The organism is Streptosporangium sp. NPDC049046 (assembly GCF_040649155.1).
Taxonomy (GTDB): Bacteria; Actinomycetota; Actinomycetes; order Streptosporangiales; family Streptosporangiaceae; genus Streptosporangium.
Window position 1 is genome coordinate 89,769 of sequence record NZ_JBEZEZ010000003.1, and the last position, 21,697, is coordinate 111,465.

A 21,697-nucleotide genomic window follows, 5' to 3' on the forward strand; every position below is an offset into this window, starting at 1 on the left:
TCCACAGAATCGGATCAATGGTATGAAGGTAGGCCAAAGGAGGGCGGCATGCCAGATCCTCGAGCGGACGTCCGAAAATGGGCTGGTCAGCCCATAACCGAGACCCCGATCAAGGGTGGCCTCAGCCACCGGATCTCGCGGCTCACCACGGCCGACGGGCAGCGCTGGTTGCTGCGCGTGCTGGATCCCCGGGTGTCGGAGGCCGGCCTGGGCATACCTCTCGACCAGGAGATCGCCAACACGGTCCACGCGGCGGACGCCGGGGTCGGACCCAGGGTGCTGCACCGGCTGCCGGACGCGCTGGTGCTGGAGTATCTCGACGGTGTCACCCTGGACGCCCACGCCGTACGGACGATTCCCGGCCCCATCGCCGCGGCCTGTCGCCGGCTGCACGCCGGACCTCGGTTCGTCAACGACTTCTCCATCTTCCGCAAGCTCGACGAGTTTCTCGCCCTGTGCCGTACCCACGAACTGAGCACACCCGACGGCTACCGGGACCGCCTTCCCGCGGCGGCGGAGATCGAAAGGGCGCTCGCCGCCGATCCGCTGCCCACGGTGCCGTGTCACAACGACCTGCTGCCGGAGAACTTCATCCGCTGCGGCGGTGAGGTGCGGATCGTCGACTACCAGCTCTCGGGGAACAACGACCCGGCCTTCGAACTGGGCGACATCGCCGCCGAGGCGGACTACGACCCGGACCTGACCGCCCGGCTCGCCCGCGCCTACTTCGGCACCGACGACCGGCGGCTCACCTCCAGGGTCCGGCTCAACCTGATCATGTCCAACCTGACCTGGACGCTCTGGTTCTCCGTACACCACGGGCTGCTCAAGGAGCAGGCCGCCGACGCCGACTTCGACTACGAGGCCGAGGCCGCCGACAAGTTCTCGCAAGCCGTGCGGGACCTGGACGACCCGGGGTTCGGACGGCTCGTCGACGACGTCCGGGGCGCGAGCTCCGGATTTCCACCCCCCGCATAACCCCCCAAGGAGGCTTGAGTGACCAAGCCAACGTCGGTCGACGAGGACGCGAAGCGTCTCGCCGAACTCGGTTACAAGCAGGAGCTCTCCAGGACCTGGAGCGGCTTCTCCAACTTCGCCATCTCCTTCTCGATCATCTCCATCCTGGCCGGCTGCTTCACCACGTTCGGCCAGGCGTGGAACAACGGTGGACCCATCGCCATCTCGTGGGGGTGGCCGCTGATCTCGATCTTCATCCTGATCATCGGGCTGTGCATGTCGGAACTGGTCTCGGCCTATCCGACCGCCGGTGGCATCTACTGGTGGGCCGCCAAGATGGGCAGGCCGATCCACGGCTGGTTCACCGGGTGGTTCAACCTCGTCGGCCTGATCGCCGTGACGGCCTCGGTCGACTACGGCTGCGCGACCTTCCTGAACATCACCCTCAACCGGTTCTTCCCCGCCTGGGACCCCAGCCTGACCAACGCGTTCATCCTGTTCGCGGTCATCCTCACCCTGCACGGCCTGATCAACATCTTCAGTCACCGGCTGATCTCGACGCTGCAGAACGTCTCGGTGTGGTGGCACGTCTTCGGCGCGGCGGTCGTCGTACTGATCCTGATCTTCGGCCCCGACTCGCACCAGTCGATGTCGTTCGTCTTCACCGAGACGATCAACAACTCCGGCTTCTCCGACTCGTCGTACTGGTTCTACGTGCTGCCGCTCGGCTTCCTGCTCACCCAGTACACGATCACCGGGTTCGACGCGTGCGCCCACGTGTCGGAGGAGACCCAGGGCGCCTCCACCGCCGCCGCCCGAGGGCTGTGGCAGTCGATCTTCTACTCGGCGATCGGCGGCTGGATCCTGCTGCTCGCCTTCCTGTTCGCGGCGACCGACGTGGACGCGGTGAACGAGGCGGGCGGCTTCGTCGGCGCCATCTTCGACAGCGCGCTCCCCGGCAACCTGGCCACCGCGATCTTCACGATCTCCACCATCGGCCAGTTCTTCTGCGGGATGAGCTGCGTGACCTCGATGTCCCGGATGACCTACGCCTTCTCCCGCGACGGCGCCATCCCCGGCTGGCGCCTGTGGTCGAAGGTGGACGCCAACCGGACCCCCGTCAACGCGATCGTCTTCGGCTGCGCGGCCGCGCTCGTCCTCACCCTGCCCGCGTTGTACGAGGCCCCCGGCGGTCTGCCGCTCGCCTTCTACGCGGTCGTGTCGGTGGCGGTCATCGGCCTCTACATCGCCTTCGCGATCCCGATCTGGCTGCGGCTGCGGATGGGTGACCGGTTCGAGCCCGGCCCCTGGACGCTGGGGTCGAAGTACAAGGTCATGTGCTGGATCGCGATCGTCGAGATCGTCATCGTCTCGATCTACTTCATCATGCCGCTCGTCCCGGCCGCCGTGCCGTTCAGCGACGACTTCACCTGGACCGCGGTCAACTACGCGCCGATCGTGGTCGGCGTGATGGTGCTGGCCGTGGACCTGTGGTGGGTGCTGTCGGCGAGGCACTGGTTCACCGGCCCGCGCCGCACGATCGACATGAACGAGGCGTTCGACCCGGCCGGCACGGCCGGCGGGGAACCGACCGGCTGACCGCCCCGCGGGACCTCCCCGCCGACCGTTCCCTGAGAAGACCGGGAAACGAGCCCCGCGCCGCGAGGCCGCGCCGCCGACGTTCCCGGAGAGGACCGGGAAACGAGCCGACCGGCCCTGGAGAGGGCCGGTCAGCTCGCCTCGAAGGCCTCCGCCACCGCCGCACGGACCCGATCCATCGCCGTGGCGGCGGGGGCCCCACCGAACATCGTGAACGTCGTCCCCCCGGCGGCCGGGGCCTCCCGTCCCACGGACGTCATGTCCACATCCGGCATGCCGCAGGCCACGGCCCAGTTCCACGGGGTCAGGTCGCCGTCGACGTTGAGGGCGAACCCGTGACTGGTGACACCGCGGCTCTGCCGCATGCCGATCGAGACGATCTTGCGTCCCGTCTCGGCCGTCCACACGCCGGTGAGCAGTTCCGAGCCCGGCGGGGTGTCGCGGCGCTCGGCCGGGACACCCAGCGCGCCGAGCGCGCCGACGAGCCTCAGCTCGACCTCGCGGACGTAGTCGACGATCCCCTCGCCCTCGCCGAGCTTGACGATCAGGTATCCGACCAGCTGGCCGGGGCCGTGGTAGGTGAGCTGCCCGCCACGACCCGTGCTCACGACCGGGATGCCGTGAGCGGGGTCGGGCAGGTGCTGCTCAGGGGTTCGCCTGCCCACGGTGTACACCTGCGGGTGGCTGAGCAACCAGAGCGTGTCGGAGCGCTCGTCGCGCTGCCGCTGACCGACCATGTCGGTCATCCGCTCCATCGCCTTCTCGTAGTCGACCAGGTCGTCCTGGACCAGGGACAGTGGGCGTCGCCTCATGCCCCCAGCTTAATTTCACCGGGACGCGTCGCGACCCGGGGGCCGGAACACCGGCCCTCGTCCTAGTAGCGGGCCGCGGGCGCCTTGGGGACGAAGATCCACATCAGCACGTAGGCGACCCACAGGGGCCCTGGAATGAGCGAGAGCAACAGCCAGAACACCCGGACAAGGGTGGGCGGCATGTTGAGACTGTCCGCGATCCCGCCGCAGACTCCGGCGATTATCTTGTGATTTCTCGAACGGTACACGTTGCCTCTCTCGAATCGATGTTCTTCGTCCTTTCAAACGAACGACCGGAACCCATCCGTTCCCGAGACACCCCTGAGAAAACCCTGTCAGGGTCGGCTTGATAACTTTTTTCGCACCCGAACGTCGGCACATCTAGGCGAAACCGGTTGATCACGGTACGTTCCGCCATGTACCTAATAGGGGATTCCCCTCCGTTCCACCCCGAGGAGCGCTATGCGCCTGAGGTTACGACGCAGCCTGGTCCAGACCGCCGCCCTGGTCACGGCCCTCGCCCTCCCTCTCGCCCTCACCGCACCGGCGAGCGCGACCACGTCCACGGACGTCACCGACGTCCTCGCGAACGTGTTCGCGACGCAGATCAAGGGCGGCAACGTCAAGAAGCACCTTGACAAGTTCCAGCAGATCGCGACCGCCAACGGCGGCAACCGCGCCGCCGGCTCTCCCGGTTACGACGCCTCCCTCGCCTACGTGCAGGACAAGCTGCGCAAGGCCGGATACAAGACCTCCACGACCGACGTCGAGTTCCCGCTGGGCTGGGAGGAGGCGAGCCCCTCCGTCCTGCAGCAGACCGCTCCCGTGGCGAAGACCTACGCCAACCCCGCCGACTTCGTCACCGTCATCTCCTCCAGCCGAGGCGACGTCACCGCGCAGGTGCAGGTCGTCGACGCGGTCCTCCCGCCGCCCCCGGTCGCGAACACCTCGACGGCGGGTTGTGAGGCCTCGGACTTCGCCGGGTTCGTCCCCGGCCGGATCGCGCTGCTCCAGCGCGGCACCTGCCCGTTCATCGACAAGGCCACCAACGCCAAGGCGGCCGGCGCGGCCGGTGTGATCTTCTTCAACGAAGGCCAGCCCGGCAGGACCGACCCGCTCGTCTTCGACATCCGCGAGTGGCGCTTCGGCTTCCCCATCGTGATGACGAGCACGGCCGTCGGCCTTGAGCTGGCCGCCGCCCCGAACACCACCGTCCGTCTCAAGGTCGACGCCGAGACCGAGGTCGGCCGTACCAAGAACCTGATCGCCGACTCCCGCTGGGGCAAGTCCGGCGAGATCGTCGCGGTCGGCGCCCACCTCGACAGCGTGCCCGAGGGCGCGGGCATCAACGACAACGGCTCCGGCAGCGCCGCCATCCTGGAGACCGCGCTGAAGCTGGCCTACGTGCCGACCAAGTACAAGGTGCGCTTCGCCTGGTGGGGCGCGGAAGAGCTCGGCCTGCTCGGCTCCGACCAGTACGTCGCGGGCCTGTCCCAGGCGGAGAAGGACAAGATCAGGCTCTACCTGAACTTCGACATGATCGCCTCGCCCAACGACGTCACCTTCCTGTACGACGGTGACGACTCCGACGCCGAGGGCGCCCCGGCGGGTCCTGCCGGTTCCGCCCAGGTCGAGAAGCGCCTTGAGTCGTTCTACAACAAGCGCAAGCTGCCGTTCGAGGGCACCGACTTCGACGGCCGCTCCGACTACGGCGCGTTCATCGCCAACGGCATCCCGGCCGGCGGTATCTTCACCGGCGCCGAAGGCATCAAGACCCCCGAGCAGGCCGCCAGGTTCGGCGGAACCGCGGGCGTCGCCTACGACCCCTGCTACCACGCCGCCTGCGACGGCATCAACAACATCAGCGCCGCCGCGCTCGACCGCAACTCCAAGGCCGTCGGCTACGCCACCGCGTACTTCGCCTACGACCTGAAGGGCATTCCCGACCGCAACGCCGCGACCAAGGCACTCTCCAGGTCCGCGGCGTCGGCCGCGGCGGACCACCACCACGGTGAGGCCGCCCGCTAGGGATTCGCTCCGCAAGCGCACCACCACGCTGTACGGCGCGCACCCGCCACGGGTGCGCGCCGCTCGGGGACCCCCCACACCCCTCAAACCCGAGGAGCATGATGCGCAGTCTGTGGACCATGGGCATGGCGGCGATCCTGGCCATCCCGTTGGCGTTCACCGCACCATCGGCGTCGGCCGCCGTCCCACCGGACATCTCGCTGACCGCCGTGAAGGCACACCTCACACAGCTCCAGTCCATCGCCACCGCCAACGGCGGCAACCGCGCCCACGGCCGCCCCGGCTACCTCGCCTCGGCGAACTACGTCAAGGGCCTGCTGGACGGCGCGGGATTCACCACCTCCCTGCAGTCGTTCACCTACAACGGCGCGACCGGCTACAACGTCATCGCCGACTGGCCCGGTGGCGACCCGAACGACATCCTCATGGTCGGCGCCCACCTCGACAGCGTGACCGCGGGACCGGGCATCAACGACAACGGCTCCGGCAGCGCCGCCATCCTGGAGACCGCCCTCGAGGTCTCCCGCCAGTCGCTGGCACCCACCAAGCACCTCCGCTTCGCCTGGTGGGGCGCGGAAGAGCTGGGCCTGCGCGGCTCCCAGTACTACGTGAACAACCTCTCGGCCACCGAGCGCGCCAAGATCAAGGGCTACTACAACTTCGACATGGTCGGCTCGCCCAACGCCGGTTACTTCATCTACGACGGCGACAACTCCGACGGCGTCGGCTCGGGCCCCGGCCCGGCGGGTTCCGCGCAGCTGGAGGCGACGCTCCAGGCGTACTTCACCTCGATCGGCGTCGCCACCCGGGGCACCGACTTCGACGGCCGCTCCGACTACGGGCCCTTCATCGCCGTCGGCATCCCCGCGGGCGGCACCTTCACCGGCGCCGAGGGCGTCAAGTCCAGCGCCCAGGCCACCCTCTGGGGCGGTACGGCGGGGCAGGCGTTCGACCCCTGCTACCACCGGGCGTGCGACACGACGTCCAACATCAGTGACACCGCGCTGAACCGCAACGCCGACGCCATCGCCTACGCGGTGTGGACGACCGCGACCGCCGTACCTCCGACGGTCGTCTGGCAGGACACCTTCGAGACGGCGACCGGCTGGACGACCAACCCGTCGGGGACCGACACCGCCACCTCGGGCCAGTGGGAGCGCGGCGTCCCGCAGGCCACCAACTCCAGTGGCGCCAAGCAGCTCGGCACCACCGTGAGCGGTACCAACGACCTGGTCACCGGCAGGCTCGCGGGTTCCGCGGCCGGCGACTACGACGTCGACGGAGGCATCACCAGCGTCCGCTCCCCGGCCGTCGCCCTGCCGTCGACCGGGACGCTCAAGCTCGCCTTCTCCTGGTATCTCGCGCACGGCTCCAACTCCTCAAGCGCCGACTACCTGCGCGTGAAGGTCGTCGGCTCCACCACCACCCAGGTGTTCCAGCAGCTCGGCGCGGCCTCCAACCGCAACGGCGCCTGGGGTACGGCGGACGTCGACATCTCCGCCTTCGCGGGGCAGAGCGTCCGGATCCTGGTCGAGGCCGCCGACGCCTCGGGCGCCTCCCTGGTGGAGGCCGGGGTGGACGACGTCAAGGTGACCCGCCAGTGAGCGGGGCGGTGACCCGGCGGCAGTAGACGAGACCGGGTGCGGCCCGCGCCTTCCCCCTCCACGGGCCGTCCGGATCACCTCCGGACGGCCCGCCACGCGGGTCGCACCCCTCCCGGGTCTCGTGGACGACCTCTCGCGGCCCCTTTCGAACGAACCGCCCTCGAACGAATCGCCTTCCGACGAACCTCGAACGAACCGCCCTCGAACGACCCGGCGTCCGCGGGCGGAAAACCCGCGTTCCGGGGCGAACCCCCGTCAGTCCGAATCGTCGAGCCGGGGTTTCTCGTGCGCGGTGCCCTTGAGCTCGTGGAAGCCCGGGGTTCCCGCCACGAGCAGCGTCCCGTCCCACAGGCGGCCCGCCTGCTCGCCGACGGGAATCCGGGAGATCACGGGGCCGAAGAACACGACGCGCCCGCCACCGGTGGCGGGACCGGTGGCGGCGACCACCGGGGTGCCGACGTGCTCGCCGATCAGGCCGATGCCCTCCGCGTGCGAGGCGCGCACCGCCTCGTCGTAGGCCGTCGACATCCCGGCCTCGGCCGGTTCCGGCGGCAGGCCCGCGGCGGCGAGGGAGTCGTGCAGGGCACCGGCCCAGTCCTGCCCACGAGCGCGGCCGACGGTCCACATCGCGGTGTACAGCCTCCCGAGCGCCTCCTGCCCGTACTCCTGTCGTACGGCCTCGCAGACGCGCACGGGAACCCAGAGGTATCCCTCCGTGTCGCCCTCGGGATCCTCGTCGCGGCCCTCGTTGAGCACCGCCAGGCTCATCACGTGCCAGCGCACCTCGACCGGCCGCACCCTCTCCACCTCCACCAGCCACCGGGAGGTGATCCAGGTGTACGGGCAGGAGGGGTCGAACCAGAAGTCCGCGATCGTCCTGATCGTCATTCCCAGCCCTCCGATCGTCGTCCTCGGACGACGCCCGAGTACTGTGCCACCCTCGCCGAACGGCGCTCAGGAGCCAACTCGACTCGCCATCTGATCTTCGTTGGCCCCCACTCGGCAGTGCCCTGAACGACCCGTGTCACACCGGCCCCGCTGCTCCGCTAGCCTCGCGTAGGTTATCCACGCGCAGGCACGGAAGGTGCTTCAAGTGATCAGCTGGTTCGAAGCGGTGGTCCTCGGGCTGATTCAGGGATTGACGGAGTTTCTGCCGATCTCCTCCAGTGCCCACATCAGGGTCGCGTCGGCGTTCTTCGGCTGGCCGGACCCGGGGGCCGCGTTCACCGCGGTCATCCAGCTCGGCACCGAGGCCGCGGTGCTGATCTACTTCCGCAAGGAGATCTGGGAGATCATCTCCACCTGGACGCGCTCCCTGTGGACCCCCGGCCTGCGCGGCCACCACTCCGCCCGGATGGGCTGGTACGTCATCGTGGGCACCATCCCGATCGTGGTGCTCGGCCTGCTCTTCAAGGACTCCATCGAGGGTGCCTTCCGCGACCTGCGGCTGATCGGCACGACGCTGATCGTCTTCGGCCTGGTCCTGTGGTTCGCCGACCACACCGCCCGCAACAAGCTCACCCTGGAGCGGAACCTCAGCTTCACCCACGCCATGATCTACGGCTTCGCCCAGTCGCTCGCTCTCATCCCCGGGGTGTCCCGCTCCGGCGGCACGATCAGCGCCGGGCTGCTGCTGGACTACCGCAGGGAGGAGGCCGCGAAGTACTCCTTCCTGCTGGCCATCCCGGCCGTGCTGGGCTCGGGCTTCCTGGAGCTGTTCAAGATCGGCGACGGCAGCGCCCCCGACTGGGGGCCCACGATCCTGGCCACCGTGATCTCGTTCGTCGTGGGCTATCTGGCGGTCTCGTGGTTCCTGAAGTACATCAGCACCCACCGCTTCACCGGCTTCGTGATCTACCGGATCGCCCTCGGGATCATCATCATCGCCCTGGTGAGCTTCGGAATCCTCGACCCGTCGGCCTAGAGACCCGGCCAGGTCACTTCCCGGACCCGCCAGGACGCGGATCTCGCAGGCCGGCGATTCTGGCGACCGCCAGCGAGGTCGTGATCTCAAGAAGGTCGCGCGGACGCGAGAGTTTCAGAGCGGTCAGGTCCTCGATCCGGCGCATACGCTGAAGCACGGTGTTGGGGTGAATGTGCAACTCCCTCGCCGCCGCCCTCCTGTCCATGTCGTTCTCCACGAGAACACGCAGGGTGGTCACCAGGTCGGTCGAGCGCTCGCGATCGTAGTCGAGCACCGGTCCGAGCACCCGCCGGGCGAACCGGCGCAGCCCGTCGGTGTCGCCGACCTGAAGCAGCAGGTTGTCGACGGTCGGCTCGGCGAGATGGAGGACGACCGGTTCCGGCGACTCGGCGGCCAACTCCAGTGCCCCTCTCGCCGTCCGGAAGGCCGTCCGAAGTCCCGGCAGGGTCGGTGTCGGAGCCGCCACGGCGGCGGTCACCTGTCTCACCGAGCGGGCTTTACCGAGCACCTCGGCCAGCCGCTCGGTCGCCTCGCGCGGTGTGTCCGTCGTACCGTCTCGCCACACGGTCCGGTCGGGCCAGAGCACGACGACCAGGCCCCGGTGCGCGGCGGCGAGCGGAGGCGGGTTCATTCCCGCGAGGAGCCGGGTGATGGTCGCGAGCGCGCGTTCGGCGGCGGGGAGTCCGGCGGCGCCGTCGGTCTCGCGTACCGCGATCGCGCTGAGGGTGTGCGTGCCGGTGAGGTCGTGGCCCATGCGACGTGCCCGTTCGACCACGGCGGCGACGTCGAGGGACTCGTCGGAGAGCAGGTCGGCGACGAGGGAGCCGCGCAGGCGCCCCTCGACGTCCGCGGCGGTGCGTTCCCTGAGCAGTTCGAGGGCCGCGACGACCGAGGCGTGCTCGGTGGCGCGGATGTCGAGCCCGGTGAAGGAGGCGAGGGGCCGACGGACCCAGATCCTTCCCACGACCTCGCCGTCGAGCAGGACCGCCGATACGACGAAGGTCTCGCCCTCAAGCATCGTTTCCACCAACGACCCCTCGGTGAGATCGGGAGCCGTCGAGGGCGGCGCGTCGGTCCCCAGCGACCGGCCGTCGCTACGTGCCAGCACCGACCCGTGGGCGTCGTCGGCGAGAACGTCGGAGCCGAGCAGGTCCGCGAGCGCGGTGACGACACCGCCGATCCCCTCGCCGCGCAGGGCGATCGCGGTGAGCTCGACGTGGATCTCCTCCGCGCGGCGAAGCAGGGCGTGCTGCCTGGAGAGGGAGCGGTTGAGCTCGCGCAGTTCGCCGATGGTCGCCCGCTCCCTGACCTGCAGCTGGGCGGTGACCAGCGCGATCGCGACCTGGGTCGCGAGGGTGCCGACGAGCTCGCGTTCGGCGTCGTCGAAGTGGTGGGGCCGCTGACGGTAGCAGTTCAGGGTGCCGACGACCGTGCCGGCGCTGCGCAGTGGCACGGACACCAGGGCCCGGTAGCCCTGCTCCTGGGCGACGCCGCCCCACGGGCCGAACCGTGGTTCGAGACCGATGTCCTCCAGGGCGACGATGTCGCCGGTGCGGAACGCCCGGCTGGTGGGTGCCTCACCCTCCCGCCCGACGCCGAGCAGGATCGGGCGTTCGGCGTTGACCAGGTCGACGTACTCGGGGGAGAGCCCGTGGTAGCCGCGGATGACGAGCGCGGTGCCCTCGGGGTTGGGCAGGAAGACGCCGCAGAAGTCGTATCCCATGAGTGAGCACGCGGTCTCGGCCACCCGGTTCAGGAGATCGCCGAGCGGCTCCTGGCGGCTGACGGCGGCGCCGATGTCGGCGATCCCGGCCAGCCAGCGCCGCAGTTCGTCATGATGCGGTTCCACGATCGCGGCGCCCCCCCTCATGTTCGAAATCACACTATAAAGCCCGCAGGTGTGAGCGCTGAGACATTGAGGAGGTGGCTACCGCTGGAGCATCGTTGTTCTGGCCGGTGACCTCCGTCACACGGTGCCACGAAAGCAGGGTAGGGAAGCCGTGCGGTTGAACAAATACAGATCCCGAGCGCTGGCGGCTCTGCTCACGGTCGGCGCCATGTTCGTCTCGACGGCCTGCGGAGCGGGTCTGGGCGGTCCCGCCTCCTCCCGGGCGGCACGCGACGGTGTCATCCGGTTCACCTTCGCCCCCGACCCGATCTGGGACTACATGCACGACGAGGGGATCATCGAGGACTTCGAGAAGGAGACGGGGATCTCCATCGAGACCTCGGCGACCTGGGACGAGTTCGGGCTCTTCGCCGGCGGCCACGCCGACATCATCTCCTCGGCGTCCTTCGAGGTGCCGGGACTCGAGGCGGAGACCGAGCGGGCCACGGTGATCATTGGACGCTACAACTCCGAGCGGAGCCGGCTGATGGTGCGCGCCGACGACCCGGCGAAGTCCTTCGCCGACCTCAGGGGCAAGCGGCTCGGCGTGTTCACCTCGGTCTCCGGAACCCTGGTGTGGCACGCCCTGGTGGAGAAGATGCACGGACTCGCCATCGCCGGAGAGAAATCCGACTTCAAGATCGTCGTCGCCGACATCCAGAACCTCTCCAACCTGCTCGCCCGCGGCGAGATCGACGCCTGCATCTGCTATCCCGACCTGTCCGCGCGCGAACTGCGCGAGGGCAGCGTCCGCGCCCTGTACGACGGCAAGTCGTCCGCGGACCTGTTCGCCGACCTGGAGGCACCCGGCCACGACGGTCCCATGGGCAACGTGTTCGTCGCCCGCGAGGACTGGGCCGCGGAGCACCCCCGGGAGGTCGAGGCCTTCCTGGACCTGTGGTCGCGCGGCCTCAAGGAGTGGCGCGAGCACCGCGACGAGATCATCGAGCGCTACCCGCAGCACTTCGCCGTCGAGTCCCCCCGTTACGTGGAGTTCATGAAGAGCTACGTGGCCGAACACGACTGGGTGGTCCAGGACATCCGTTTCGACAGGCGGTGGGCCGACGACGAAAGCAAGATCTTCGACCTCATGCGCGAGACCGGCGTCATCGAGGACGACGTGAAAAACCCGAAATTCCTCCCCACGGCAGGAGATCGCCGGTGACTTCGCCGACCACCACCGAACCACCCGTCACCCAGCCCGGCCAGAGTTCGCCGAACGCGCGAGTCCGCGGCCGGCGGTCGGGATTCAACAAACTCAACGGCCCCGAAGGCGCCCGGGGCTCCTCACGGTGGCTCGTCTCGGCGGTCGCGCTGCTGGGGGCACTCGCCACCTGGGCCCTGGTCGCGTGGATCATCGATGACAACATCCTGCCCGCCCCGTTCAAGGTCTTCGGACGCGTCGCCGACCTCGTCGCCTCCGGTGAGGCGTTCGGCAACTTCGCCGCGAGCATCGTGAAGATCGGGATCGGCTTCGCGCTGGCGCTCGCCGTCGGCCTGCCGATCGGGTTCGTGATGGGCCGCAGCCGGTTCATGACGACCTACTTCTCGATGCCGCTGTTCGTGCTCGGGAACGTTCCGGGCCTCGCCTACGCCGTCTTCGGGTTGGTCATCTTCGGCGTGGGCTCCACCGGGCCGATCGTGGTGTCGGCCCTGGTGGCCGTCCCGTTCATCGCGATCAACGTCGCCGAGGGCGTCCGTTCCGTCGACGGCGGGCTGCTCCGCATGTGCCGGGCCTTCGATCGGCGGCCCGTCGACGTGGTGCGCCACGTCTACCTGCCCGCCGTCACGGCCTTCGTGTTCGTGGGCGTCCGCTACGCCTTCGCCATGGCCTGGAAGGTCGAGGCCCTCACGGAGGTCTTCGGCGCCGACAACGGGGTCGGCTTCATGATCCGGCGCGCCTACCAGGAGTTCAAGGTCGCCGACATGCTCGCCTGGACCATGTTGTTCGTCATCGCGATGGTGCTGATCGAGCGCGGCCTCGCCCGGATCGAGACCAGGGTGTTCGCCTGGAGGAAGGAACTCTGATGAGCACCGCAACCGCGCCCGAGGCGACACCTCGTCCCCTGCCCGCCGGCGGTACGGCATCCCTGTGGTCGCGACACGGACGCTCGACGTCGTCCTCCGTGATCGCGCTCGTCACCTCGCTGCTCTCCATGCTCGCCGTCTGGCAACTCGCGGCCGAGTACGGACACCGCGTGCCCTCGATCGGCGAGACGTTCGGCCGGCTGGGCGGCGAGGCGGCCGGCGGTCACCTGTGGGCCAACCTGGCCGTGAGCATGAACCGCTTCACCCTGGGTCTCGTCGTGGCGCTCGTCGTCGGAACGGCCCTGGGCGTGCTGATGGGACTGTCCAGGTTCGCCGATCACGCCCTGTCCGACCTGACCATGGCCGCGCTCGCCGCCCCGGCGGTGATCTGGGCACTTTTGACCACGATGTGGTTCGGTTTCGGCTGGCTCACCCCGGTCACGACGGTCTTCCTCTCGGCCCTGCCCTTCGTGGTCGTGAACATCGCCAAGGCGGTCAGGGCGGTGCCCGCCGACCTCGTGCTCATGGCCCGCTCGTTCGGTGTCGGCCGCCCCCACGTCCTTCGTCACATCGTGGCTCCGGCGGTCGCGGGCTCGACGGTCGCGGCGGTGCGCTTCGCGATCATGAGTGCCTGGAACGGCCTGCTCCTCGCGGAGTGGTTCGGCTCGACCTCCGGCGTCGGCTGGCGCTCCCGCTACTGGTACGACGCCAACCAGCTCGACGGCTTCCTCGCCTGGGTCGTCGTCTTCATCGTCTTCCTGGTCCTCGCCGACCAGATCCTCCTCGGCCCGATCGAGCGCTTCGTCACCCGTTGGCGCACCGCCTGAGCAGCACGTCCCTTCTCGAAAGGAAACCCATGGCCTCCATCGAAATCGACGGCCTGGTGAAGGAATACCAGAACCGTCAGGGCAGGCAGACGCGCGTGCTCGACGGGATCGACCTCACCATCAGCGGCGAGACCTTCGTCTCGGTCGTCGGCCCCTCCGGCAGCGGCAAGACGACCCTGCTCAACATCGTCTCCGGAATCGAGAGCCTCAGCCGCGGCTCGGTCCGCCTACGCGCCGGTGACCGCGACGCCAAGATCGGCTATGTGTTCCAGGACCCACGGCTGCTGCCCTGGCGCACCGTCACGCAGAACCTCAAGTTCGTCCAGCGCGACCGTTCGGGCTGGGAGCGGCGCGCTCAGCACTACCTCGACCTGGTCGGCCTCGGCCACCTCGGCGACCGCTACCCGGCCCAGCTCTCCGGCGGTCAGCAGCAACGCATCGGCATCGCCCGAGCCTTCTCCGTCGAGCCGGACATCCTGCTCATGGACGAGCCGTTCAGCCACCTCGACGCGATGACCTCACGCTCCCTGCGCGAACACCTGGAGCGCATCTGGCTCGAGTCACAGCGCACGGTCATGTTCGTCACCCACGACGTCACCGAAGCGGTCCAGCTCTCCGACCGGATCGTCGTCCTGGCGCCGGGCGGCCGGATCCACGAGACCATCGAGGTGGACCTCCCTCGTCCACGCCGCGCCTCCGACCCGGCCGTCGCCATGCTGCAGGCCGAGGTGCTCGCCCGCTTCGAGGCACTGGAGGCGGCGGCGTGACGGCCCTCGATCCCCCGGCGGTGAGGCGGGGCGTCATCGACGTCCACGCCCACTGGCTGCCCCGGGAGCTGTTCGACCTCCCGCCGGGCTCGCCGGTCCCGCCGCTGAACGCGCGAGACGAGGAGCTGTACCTCGGCGACACCCCCCTGTCCATCGCGGCGTCGGCGATGAGCGATCCCGGCCGGGTGCTCGCCGAGACCGACCGCGCCGGGCTGGGCGCCCGGGTGCTGTCCGCTCCGCCGTTCGCGTTCCCCGTGGTCGCCGACCCCGGCGTGGGCGAATACGTCGGCCACTTCAACGAGGCCCTCACCCGCCTGTGCCACGACAGCCACGGCCGGTTGCTGGGCCTGGGCCTGGTCTCCCTGCACGACCCGGCCGCGGCCCGTGCCGAGATGAAGGCGATCGCCGGGTCGGCGGTCGTCCGCGGTGTCGCGGTCCCCCCGCTGGTCGACGCCACCTCCTTCGACGAGGGTCCGCTCCACGAGATCGCCCGCATCGCCGCCGAGCTGGACCTCGCCGTCCTGGTACACCCCATGCAGCTGCCTCGGCCGGAGTGGCGGTCGTACTACCTCGCCAATCTGATCGGGAACCCCACGGAGACGGCGACGGCCGTCGCCTCCTGTGTGCTCGGCGGGGTCACGGAGGCACTTCCTTCGCTGCGCATCTGCTTCGTCCACGGCGGAGGATGCGCGCCCGCGCTCCTGGGCCGATGGCGACACGGCTGGGAGCGGCGCGCGGACGCCGGGGCCGGCACCGGCCGAACACCGCACGAGGGCTTCCGCGACCTGTGGTTCGACACGCTCACCCACGACGGCCCCGCGCTGCGTCTGCTGCGCTCCAAGGCGGATCCCGGCCGGCTGTTGTGCGGCAGCGACTACCCCTTCGACATGGGCGTGGACCGCCCACAGGACCTGCCGGTCTCGGAAGGCATCGGGGCCGGGGCCATGGAGGCCGCCGCCCGCCGCTTCCTCGACCTGCCAGAACCCGGGAGCGACAACGATGCATGAGACGAACGGCCACTCCCCCTACTCCGGCCGGCGGGCGCTGGTCGTCGGCGGCTCGATCGGCGGCCTCACCTCCGCGCTGCTGCTGCGTCGCCTGGGCTTCGACGTGTCCGTCTTCGAGCGTACGCCGACCAGCCTGGACGGCCGGGGCGGGGGCATCGTGCTGCAGCCCGACACGCTGCGCTGGTTCGCCGAGTGCAGCGAGCAGCACCCCGAGCAGGTCAGCACCGCGACCCGGTACGTCCAGTATCTCGGCGCCGGCAACGAGGTCCTGCACCGCGACCCCACGCCGTGGCGCTACACGTCCTGGGGCACGTTCTACCGGGCCCTGCTCGCCGACTTCGGCACCGAGCGGTATCACCTCGGGGAGTACGCCGCGGGCTTCGACCAGGACGGCGACGGCGTCGAGGTCCGTTTCGTCTCCGGGCGCCGTGAGCGAGCCGATCTCGTGGTGTTCGCGGACGGGATCGGCTCCGCGAGCCGCAGCCGGATCTCACCCGGCAGCGTCCCGGAGTACTCCGGCTACGTCGGCTGGCGCGGCACCGTGCGGGAGTCCGAGGTCTCGCCGGAGACCTTCGAGGTCCTGCACGACTCGATCAGCTTCAGCGTGGCGCCGTACACCCACATCAACATCTACCCGATCCCCTCGGACGAGGGCGGGCTGACGGCGGGGAACCGGCTGCTCAACTACGTCTGGTACCGCAACGTCGCCGAGGGTGCCGACCTCGAGGAGATGATGACCGACAAACGCGGCTTCCTCGGCAAGGTGTCGGTGCACCCGGGCCAGGTGCAGGACCGGTTCGTCGAGGAGATGCGCGAGGTGGCCGGCACGGTTCTGGCGCCCGCCGCGGCCGAGGTGGTGCGACGCACCGAGCAGCCCTACCTTCAGGCGGTCTACGACGTCGGCGTCGAGCGCATGACCGCCGGCCGGGTGGCGCTGATCGGCGACGCGGCCAGCGCCGCGCGCCCGCACGCGGCGGCCGGTACGGCGAAGGCCGCCGCGAACGCCTGGGCCCTGTACGACGCCCTGAGCGAGGCCGAGGGCGCCATCCCCGCCGCCCTGGCGAAGTGGGAACCGGGCCAGCTCGAACTCGGCCAGCGCCTGTTGCGCCGGGTCAAGGAGATGGGCACCCGCTCACAGGTCGACTGCACCTGGGTGCCCGGCGACCCCGAACTGCGATTCGGCCTCTACGGCCCAGGCCAGTGACGACACCATAAGAAAGGAGGTCCCGATGACCACGACACCGGCATTCCTGACCGACGCCCCCTTGGCGGGCACCGTCGTCGCCACCGACTTCGAGGGGTGGTCCGACGCGCTTCGCGAGGAGTTCGAGACCCACGCCTACGACCCGCACGTCGGCTCACGGCTGCTCAGCGAGAACGACCGCGTCCGGGTGTGGGAGATCCGCCTCGAACCCGGCGAGCGGTGGCACGCGCACCGGCACGTCCTCGACTACTTCTGGACCGCCGTCAACGCGGGCCGCAGCCGCCAGCACACCGCCGACGGCACCACCCGCGAGGTGTCCTACGTCGCCGGTGAGACCCGGCACTTCGCCTTCGGCGCCGGAGGGTTCCTCCTGCACGACATCGAGAACGTCGGCGAAGAGGTCCTCGTCTTCACCACCGTCGAGCACCTCGACTCGGCCAACCCACCGCTGCCGCTGTCAGGCTGAGGACCTCGGGAACCTCGGGAACCCCAACGCCACCGAGGGCCCGAGGGCGCCGAGAACGCCGACGGCGCCATGGCATCATGATCGGCTTGCTCCTCGACCACCTGTCGCGGTGATCTCGGGACCGGCGCCCGGCGAGGCCCGGTCCGGGAAGCCCGGGTCGCCGTTCACCCGAGGGCGCGTCCCATGCGCGGGCGGACTCGGGATCACGGTGCGGGTCCCTGGATCCGGCCACGCGTCCCGCGCGCGAACGGACTCGGGATCATGGTGCCGCTCCTGTCCTCGGTTCCGGTCGCGCGTCCCGCGCACGTGCGAACTCTGGATCACGACACCGTCCCCCGATTCCGGTCGCGCGTCCCGCGCACGGGCGGAACCGGGGACACTGGACGGGTGCGTTCCGACTGGTCCGGCCTGCCCGTACGTCACGTCCTGCCCGAGTTGCTCGCGGCGCTGGACGAGCGGGGCGTCGCCGTGCTCACCGCTCCCCCTGGCACAGGCAAGACCACGCTCGTCCCGCTCGCGCTCGCCGGGCTCCTCGACGGCTCGGGACCGAAGCGGGTGATCGTGGCCGAGCCGAGGCGGATGGCGGTGCGGGCGGCGGCGAAGCGGATGGCGTGGCTGCTGGAGTCCGAGGTGGGCGCGGAGGTCGGGTTCTCGATACGCGGCGAGCGCAGAGCCGGTCCGAGGACGGTCGTCGAGGTCGTCACCACCGGAGTGCTGTTGCAGCGGCTCCAGCGCGACCCCGACCTCGAAGGCGTGCACACGGTCCTGCTGGACGAGTGCCACGAGCGCCACCTGGACGCCGACACCGCGCTGGCGTTCCTCCTCGACGTCCGTGCCACGCTCCGCCCCGACCTGCGGATCGTCGCCACCTCCGCCACCGCCGACGCCGCCCCCTGGGCCCGCCTCCTCGGCTCCCCCGGCGCTCTCCCACCGTCCGGCGGCACCGATGGCCCTCACCTGTCCGATACCCCGGGCGACCCCGCCGGCTCCGACGCCTCCCGCGACCCCGGCGACCTTGACGACCCCGACACCTCCCGCGCCCTGAGCGGTCCCGGCGATCCCGACACCTCCCGCGACCTGGGCGGTCCCGGCGATCCCGCGCCGATCGTGCACGCCTCCGGGACCATGCATCCGGTCACGCCCGTCTGGGTGCCGCCCACCGGGACCGTCGCACCGCCCCACGGTATGCGGGTGGACCCGGCGTTCCTCACCCATGTCGCGGCCGTCGTACGGCGTGCGCTGGCAGAGCACGAGGGTGACGTGCTCTGCTTCCTGCCGGGCGTCGGCGAGATCGGCCGGGTGGCCGCGATGCTCCCCGGCGTCGACGTCCTCCAGGTGCACGGTCAGGCCCCGGCCCGGGTCCAGGACGCGGTCCTGTCCCCGGGGGAGGGCAGAAGGGTGGTGCTCGCCACCTCGGTCGCCGAGTCGAGCCTCACCGTGCCGGGCGTGCGGATCGTGGTCGACTCCGGCCTGGCGAGGGAGCCCCGCACCGATCATGCCCGCGGTCTCGGTTCGCTCACCACCGTCCGCGCCTCCAGGGCCTCGGCCACCCAGCGGGCGGGGCGGGCGGGCCGTGAGACGCCCGGCGTGGTCTACCGGTGCTGGTCGCGGGCCGAGCACGACCGGCTGCCCGAGCACGCGCGGCCCGAGATCGCACTCGCCGACCTGACCGGCTTCGCCCTCCAGGTCGCCTGCTGGGGCGACCCCTCGGCCACCGGCCTCGCCCTGCTCGACCCGCCACCGCCCGCCGCGATGGACGCCGCCCGCCGCACCCTGTACGCCCTGGGCGCGCTGGACTCCCCCGCCACCCCGCGGACACCGGGCGGGCCGGAGCGCTCTTCGGGCCCCCCTCCCGGCCGGGTGACCGACCGGGGACGACGAATGGCCGGGGTCGGGGTCCACCCGCGCCTGGCACGTGCCCTGATCGACGCGGGGACGGACACCGGCGCGGACGGTATCGACGCCGGCCCACGGGCCGCCGAGGTCGTGGCGCTGCTGTCGGAGCAGCTGCCCAGGGACGCGGCCGACGACCTGGTGGCGATCTGGCGCTCCGCGCGCCAGGGCGGTGACGGCTTCTCCGCCCGGTGGCGCCAGGAGGCGAGGCGCCTGGCCCGAGCCGTGCCCGCCACCGACCGGCACCGGGGGCGAAAACCCGCCGACGCCGGTGCCGCCCGGCCGGGAAAAGGCGATGCCGCGGGAAGACCCGCGAGAAGCGGCGGCGCCGAGGCGGCCCGCGCCGGCAGCGCCACATCCACCGGCGCCACGTCCACAAGCAGCACATCCACCGGCGCCAGGTCCAAGGGCACCACGTTCACAGGCGCCACGTCCAAGGGCACCACGTTCACGGGTGCTCCGACGGCCGGGGGCGACGACGCCGTGGCCGGGATCGTCGTGGCGCTCGCCTACCCGGAGCGGGTGGCGCGGCGGCGCGGCGGGTCGTACCTGATGGCCTCGGGAACGGCCGCCGAACTGCCGCGCGGGTCACGGCTGGGGACGGCGGAGTGGCTCGCGGTCGCGGTCGCGGACCGGCCCGCCGGAGCGGCGTCGGCGAGGATCAGGCAGGCGGTGGTGATCGACGAGGAGATCGCCAGGCTCGCCGCGGCCTCCCTGTACGACTCCGGCGAGGAGATCACCTGGCATGTGCCGCCGGGAGAGCGGCGCGGAGACGTGTCGGCGCGCCGGGTGGAACGGCTGGGCGCGATCGAGCTGTCCAGCGGCGCGCTCCGCGACGCCGACGTGCGGCCCGCCGTCCTGGAGGGCCTGCGCTCCGAGGGCCTGTCGATACTGCGCTGGACTCCCGAGGCCGTGGCCCTGCGCGAGCGGCTCGCCTTCTGCCGCCGTACGCTCGGCGATCCCTGGCCCGCGACGGACGACGACGCGCTGATCGAGGCGGCCGATCGCTGGCTGGAGCCCGAGCTGTCGCGGGCCCGCCGCCGGTCCGACCTGGAGCGTCTCGACGTGGTCTCCGCCCTGCACCGCCTGGTCCCGTGGAACGCGCGGCTGGCGGAGACGGCCCCCGAGCGGGTCGAGGTGCCGAGCGGGTCGCGGATCAGGATCGACTACTCGGGAGAGCGGCCGGTGCTCGCGGCCAAGCTGCAGGAGTTGTTCGGCTGGACCGAGACCCCGCGCGTCGCGGGAGTTCCGCTCGTGATCCACCTGCTCTCCCCCGCGGGCCGCCCGGCCGCCGTCACCGCCGACCTCGCCTCGTTCTGGCGCGAGGGCTACCGCGCGGTCCGTGCCGAGCTCCGCGGCCGTTATCCCCGGCATCCCTGGCCGGACGACCCCATGTCGGCCACCGCCACCCGCCGTACCAACCCGCGACGCTGACACGGCGCCGGCCCGGAGCAGCAGGCACGATCGCCCGGCACACGCCCCCTCACCTCCCGTACCAGCCGGGCAATCGCTCCCGGCGCTCCCGGCGCTCCCGGCGGCAATGCCGGAAACCTCGCCCGGCGACCCGCGCGGACGTCTTTCGTGAGCTATCGTAGTGATATCACTTCGATAGCAAAGGTGGCGTACATGGAACGACGTGCTTTCCGGGCGAGCGGATTCGGCGTCCTGATCGGGCTCCTGGCGCTCGGGGCCGTCCTGGCCTGGGCCGGGTGGGCGGCGGGGGAAACGGGGCTGATCGCCGCGGCGACCGGGTGGGGGGTCGTCGCGATGGTTGCGGCCACCGGATTCACGGTGATCAACCCGAACGAGGCGAAGGTCGTGCAGTTCTTCGGCCGCTACGTCGGGACCGTGAACCAGGCCGGGTTCCAGTGGGTGCTGCCGTTCACCAGCAAGGCACGTGTCACCCTCCGGGTGCGCAACTTCGAGACGACCAAGCTCAAGGTGAACGACGCCGACGGCAACCCCGTGGAGATCGCCGCCGTCGTCGTCTACAAGGTCTCCGACACCGCCAAGGCGACGTTCTCCGTGGACGACTACGAGCAGTACGTGGCGATCCAGTCCGAGGCCGCCGTCAGGCACCTGGCCACCAGTCACCCGTACGACGCCCACGAGGAGGGCCGTACCAGCCTGCGTGACGGCGCCGAGGTGGCCGCCGAACTCACCACCGAGCTGAGCGACCGCACACAGCTCGCCGGGGTGGAGGTGCTGGAGGCGCGGATCACCCACCTCGCCTATGCTCCGGAGATCGCCCAGGCGATGCTGGTCCGACAGCAGGCCGCCCAGGTGGTCGCGGCGCGCACCCACATCGTCGCCGGCGCGGTCGGCATGGTCCAGCTCGCACTGACCAAACTACGGGAGGATGAGGTGGTGGAACTCGACGAGGAGCGCAAGGCGCAGATGGTCTCCAACCTGCTGGTCGTCCTCTGTGGTGACAAGGCGACGCAGCCGGTGGTCAATGCCGGCAGCCTCTATGGCTGAGCGCAAGAAGATCCTGCTGAGGCTCGACCCGGCCGTCTACGAGGTGATCGCCAAATGGGCGGCCGACGACCTGCGAAGCGTCAACGCCCAACTGGAGTACGCACTCCGGTTGGCGCTCAAGGCGGCGGGGCGCGAGCCTCGGCGGGGTGAGCGGAATAACACCGACGAGCCGGACAAGTCATCTGATTGAGATGTAGGACGCTTCCCCTGGCGGA

The 21,697-nt window shown here is 70.4% G+C and carries 19 protein-coding genes; 15 read left to right on the forward strand and 4 right to left on the reverse strand.

Features of this window, described 5'->3' with window-relative positions; translation table 11 throughout:
* Positions 1-48: 48 nt before the first annotated feature.
* Complete coding sequence (locus AB0B96_RS04835; RefSeq protein ID WP_362896572.1) at positions 49-978, forward strand: phosphotransferase; 930 nt, start codon at positions 49-51, stop codon at positions 976-978.
* Between the two features lie 18 nt (positions 979-996).
* Complete coding sequence (locus AB0B96_RS04840; RefSeq protein ID WP_362896574.1) at positions 997-2,556, forward strand: amino acid permease; 1,560 nt, start codon at positions 997-999, stop codon at positions 2,554-2,556.
* A 131-nt stretch (positions 2,557-2,687) separates the two neighbouring features.
* Here AB0B96_RS04840 and lipB read toward each other — a convergent pair whose 3' ends face one another.
* Together lipB and AB0B96_RS04850 are read right to left on the reverse strand one after the other, a co-directional pair.
* A complete protein-coding gene (lipB, locus tag AB0B96_RS04845; protein WP_350942897.1) occupies positions 2,688-3,368 on the reverse strand; it encodes a lipoyl(octanoyl) transferase LipB in 681 nt (226 codons plus the stop codon).
* A gap of 62 nt (positions 3,369-3,430) precedes the next feature.
* Positions 3,431-3,616: a PspC domain-containing protein gene (locus tag AB0B96_RS04850; protein WP_350942895.1), complete on the reverse strand. Its 186-nt coding sequence runs from the start codon at positions 3,614-3,616 to the stop codon at positions 3,431-3,433.
* Between the two features lie 214 nt (positions 3,617-3,830).
* On the opposite strand from AB0B96_RS04850, the gene AB0B96_RS04855 reads away from it, so the two are divergent.
* Complete coding sequence (locus AB0B96_RS04855; RefSeq protein ID WP_362896576.1) at positions 3,831-5,396, forward strand: M28 family metallopeptidase; 1,566 nt, start codon at positions 3,831-3,833, stop codon at positions 5,394-5,396.
* 98 nt (positions 5,397-5,494) lie between these two features.
* Positions 5,495-7,000 (forward strand): M28 family metallopeptidase, encoded by a 1,506-nt coding sequence (locus AB0B96_RS04860; protein WP_362896578.1) that lies wholly within the window; start codon positions 5,495-5,497, stop codon positions 6,998-7,000.
* Positions 7,001-7,255: 255 nt separating this feature from the next.
* Here the strand turns inward: AB0B96_RS04860 and AB0B96_RS04865 are convergent, their stop codons facing one another.
* Positions 7,256-7,888 carry a disulfide bond formation protein DsbA gene (locus AB0B96_RS04865; protein WP_362896580.1) on the reverse strand — a complete coding sequence of 211 codons (633 nt, stop codon included), beginning with the start codon at positions 7,886-7,888 and terminating at the stop codon, positions 7,256-7,258.
* Positions 7,889-8,093: 205 nt separating this feature from the next.
* Here AB0B96_RS04865 and AB0B96_RS04870 point away from each other — a divergent pair, with 205 nt between their 5' ends.
* Complete coding sequence (locus tag AB0B96_RS04870) at positions 8,094-8,924, forward strand: undecaprenyl-diphosphate phosphatase (protein WP_350942890.1); 831 nt, start codon at positions 8,094-8,096, stop codon at positions 8,922-8,924.
* Between the two features lie 13 nt (positions 8,925-8,937).
* On the opposite strand, the gene AB0B96_RS04875 is transcribed toward AB0B96_RS04870, so the two are convergent.
* A complete protein-coding gene (locus tag AB0B96_RS04875; RefSeq protein WP_362896582.1) occupies positions 8,938-10,773 on the reverse strand; it encodes a GAF domain-containing protein in 1,836 nt (611 codons plus the stop codon).
* A 157-nt stretch (positions 10,774-10,930) separates the two neighbouring features.
* Here AB0B96_RS04875 and AB0B96_RS04880 point away from each other — a divergent pair, with 157 nt between their 5' ends.
* From AB0B96_RS04880 to AB0B96_RS04925, 10 genes are all read left to right on the forward strand, one after another.
* Positions 10,931-11,977, forward strand: coding sequence for an ABC transporter substrate-binding protein (locus tag AB0B96_RS04880; protein WP_362896584.1), 1,047 nt, complete (start codon positions 10,931-10,933; stop codon positions 11,975-11,977).
* Positions 11,974-12,840, forward strand: coding sequence for an ABC transporter permease (locus AB0B96_RS04885; RefSeq protein WP_362896586.1), 867 nt, complete (start codon positions 11,974-11,976; stop codon positions 12,838-12,840). Before AB0B96_RS04880 ends, AB0B96_RS04885 begins: the two co-directional genes overlap by 4 nt.
* Complete coding sequence (locus tag AB0B96_RS04890; protein ID WP_362896588.1) at positions 12,840-13,667, forward strand: ABC transporter permease subunit; 828 nt, start codon at positions 12,840-12,842, stop codon at positions 13,665-13,667. The genes AB0B96_RS04885 and AB0B96_RS04890 overlap by 1 nt, the downstream gene beginning before the upstream one ends.
* Positions 13,668-13,696: 29 nt before the next feature.
* On the forward strand, positions 13,697-14,434 hold the full coding sequence (locus AB0B96_RS04895; protein ID WP_362896590.1) for an ABC transporter ATP-binding protein: 738 nt from the start codon (positions 13,697-13,699) through the stop codon (positions 14,432-14,434).
* A complete protein-coding gene (locus tag AB0B96_RS04900) occupies positions 14,431-15,441 on the forward strand; it encodes an amidohydrolase family protein (protein WP_362896592.1) in 1,011 nt (336 codons plus the stop codon). The genes AB0B96_RS04895 and AB0B96_RS04900 overlap by 4 nt, the downstream gene beginning before the upstream one ends.
* A complete protein-coding gene (locus tag AB0B96_RS04905; RefSeq protein WP_362896594.1) occupies positions 15,434-16,645 on the forward strand; it encodes an FAD binding domain-containing protein in 1,212 nt (403 codons plus the stop codon). The genes AB0B96_RS04900 and AB0B96_RS04905 overlap by 8 nt, the downstream gene beginning before the upstream one ends.
* A 25-nt stretch (positions 16,646-16,670) precedes the next feature.
* Positions 16,671-17,111, forward strand: coding sequence for a hypothetical protein (locus AB0B96_RS04910; protein WP_362896596.1), 441 nt, complete (start codon positions 16,671-16,673; stop codon positions 17,109-17,111).
* A gap of 387 nt (positions 17,112-17,498) precedes the next feature.
* Entirely contained in the window at positions 17,499-20,438 is a 2,940-nt protein-coding gene (locus AB0B96_RS04915) for an ATP-dependent helicase C-terminal domain-containing protein (RefSeq protein WP_362896598.1), read from the forward strand.
* Between the two features lie 192 nt (positions 20,439-20,630).
* The gene (locus tag AB0B96_RS04920) at positions 20,631-21,482 is read left to right on the forward strand and encodes an SPFH domain-containing protein (RefSeq protein WP_362896600.1); all 852 of its coding nucleotides are present in this window, start codon (positions 20,631-20,633) and stop codon (positions 21,480-21,482) included.
* Positions 21,475-21,672: a hypothetical protein gene (locus tag AB0B96_RS04925; protein WP_326635151.1), complete on the forward strand. Its 198-nt coding sequence runs from the start codon at positions 21,475-21,477 to the stop codon at positions 21,670-21,672. Before AB0B96_RS04920 ends, AB0B96_RS04925 begins: the two co-directional genes overlap by 8 nt.
* Positions 21,673-21,697 lie beyond the last annotated feature (25 nt).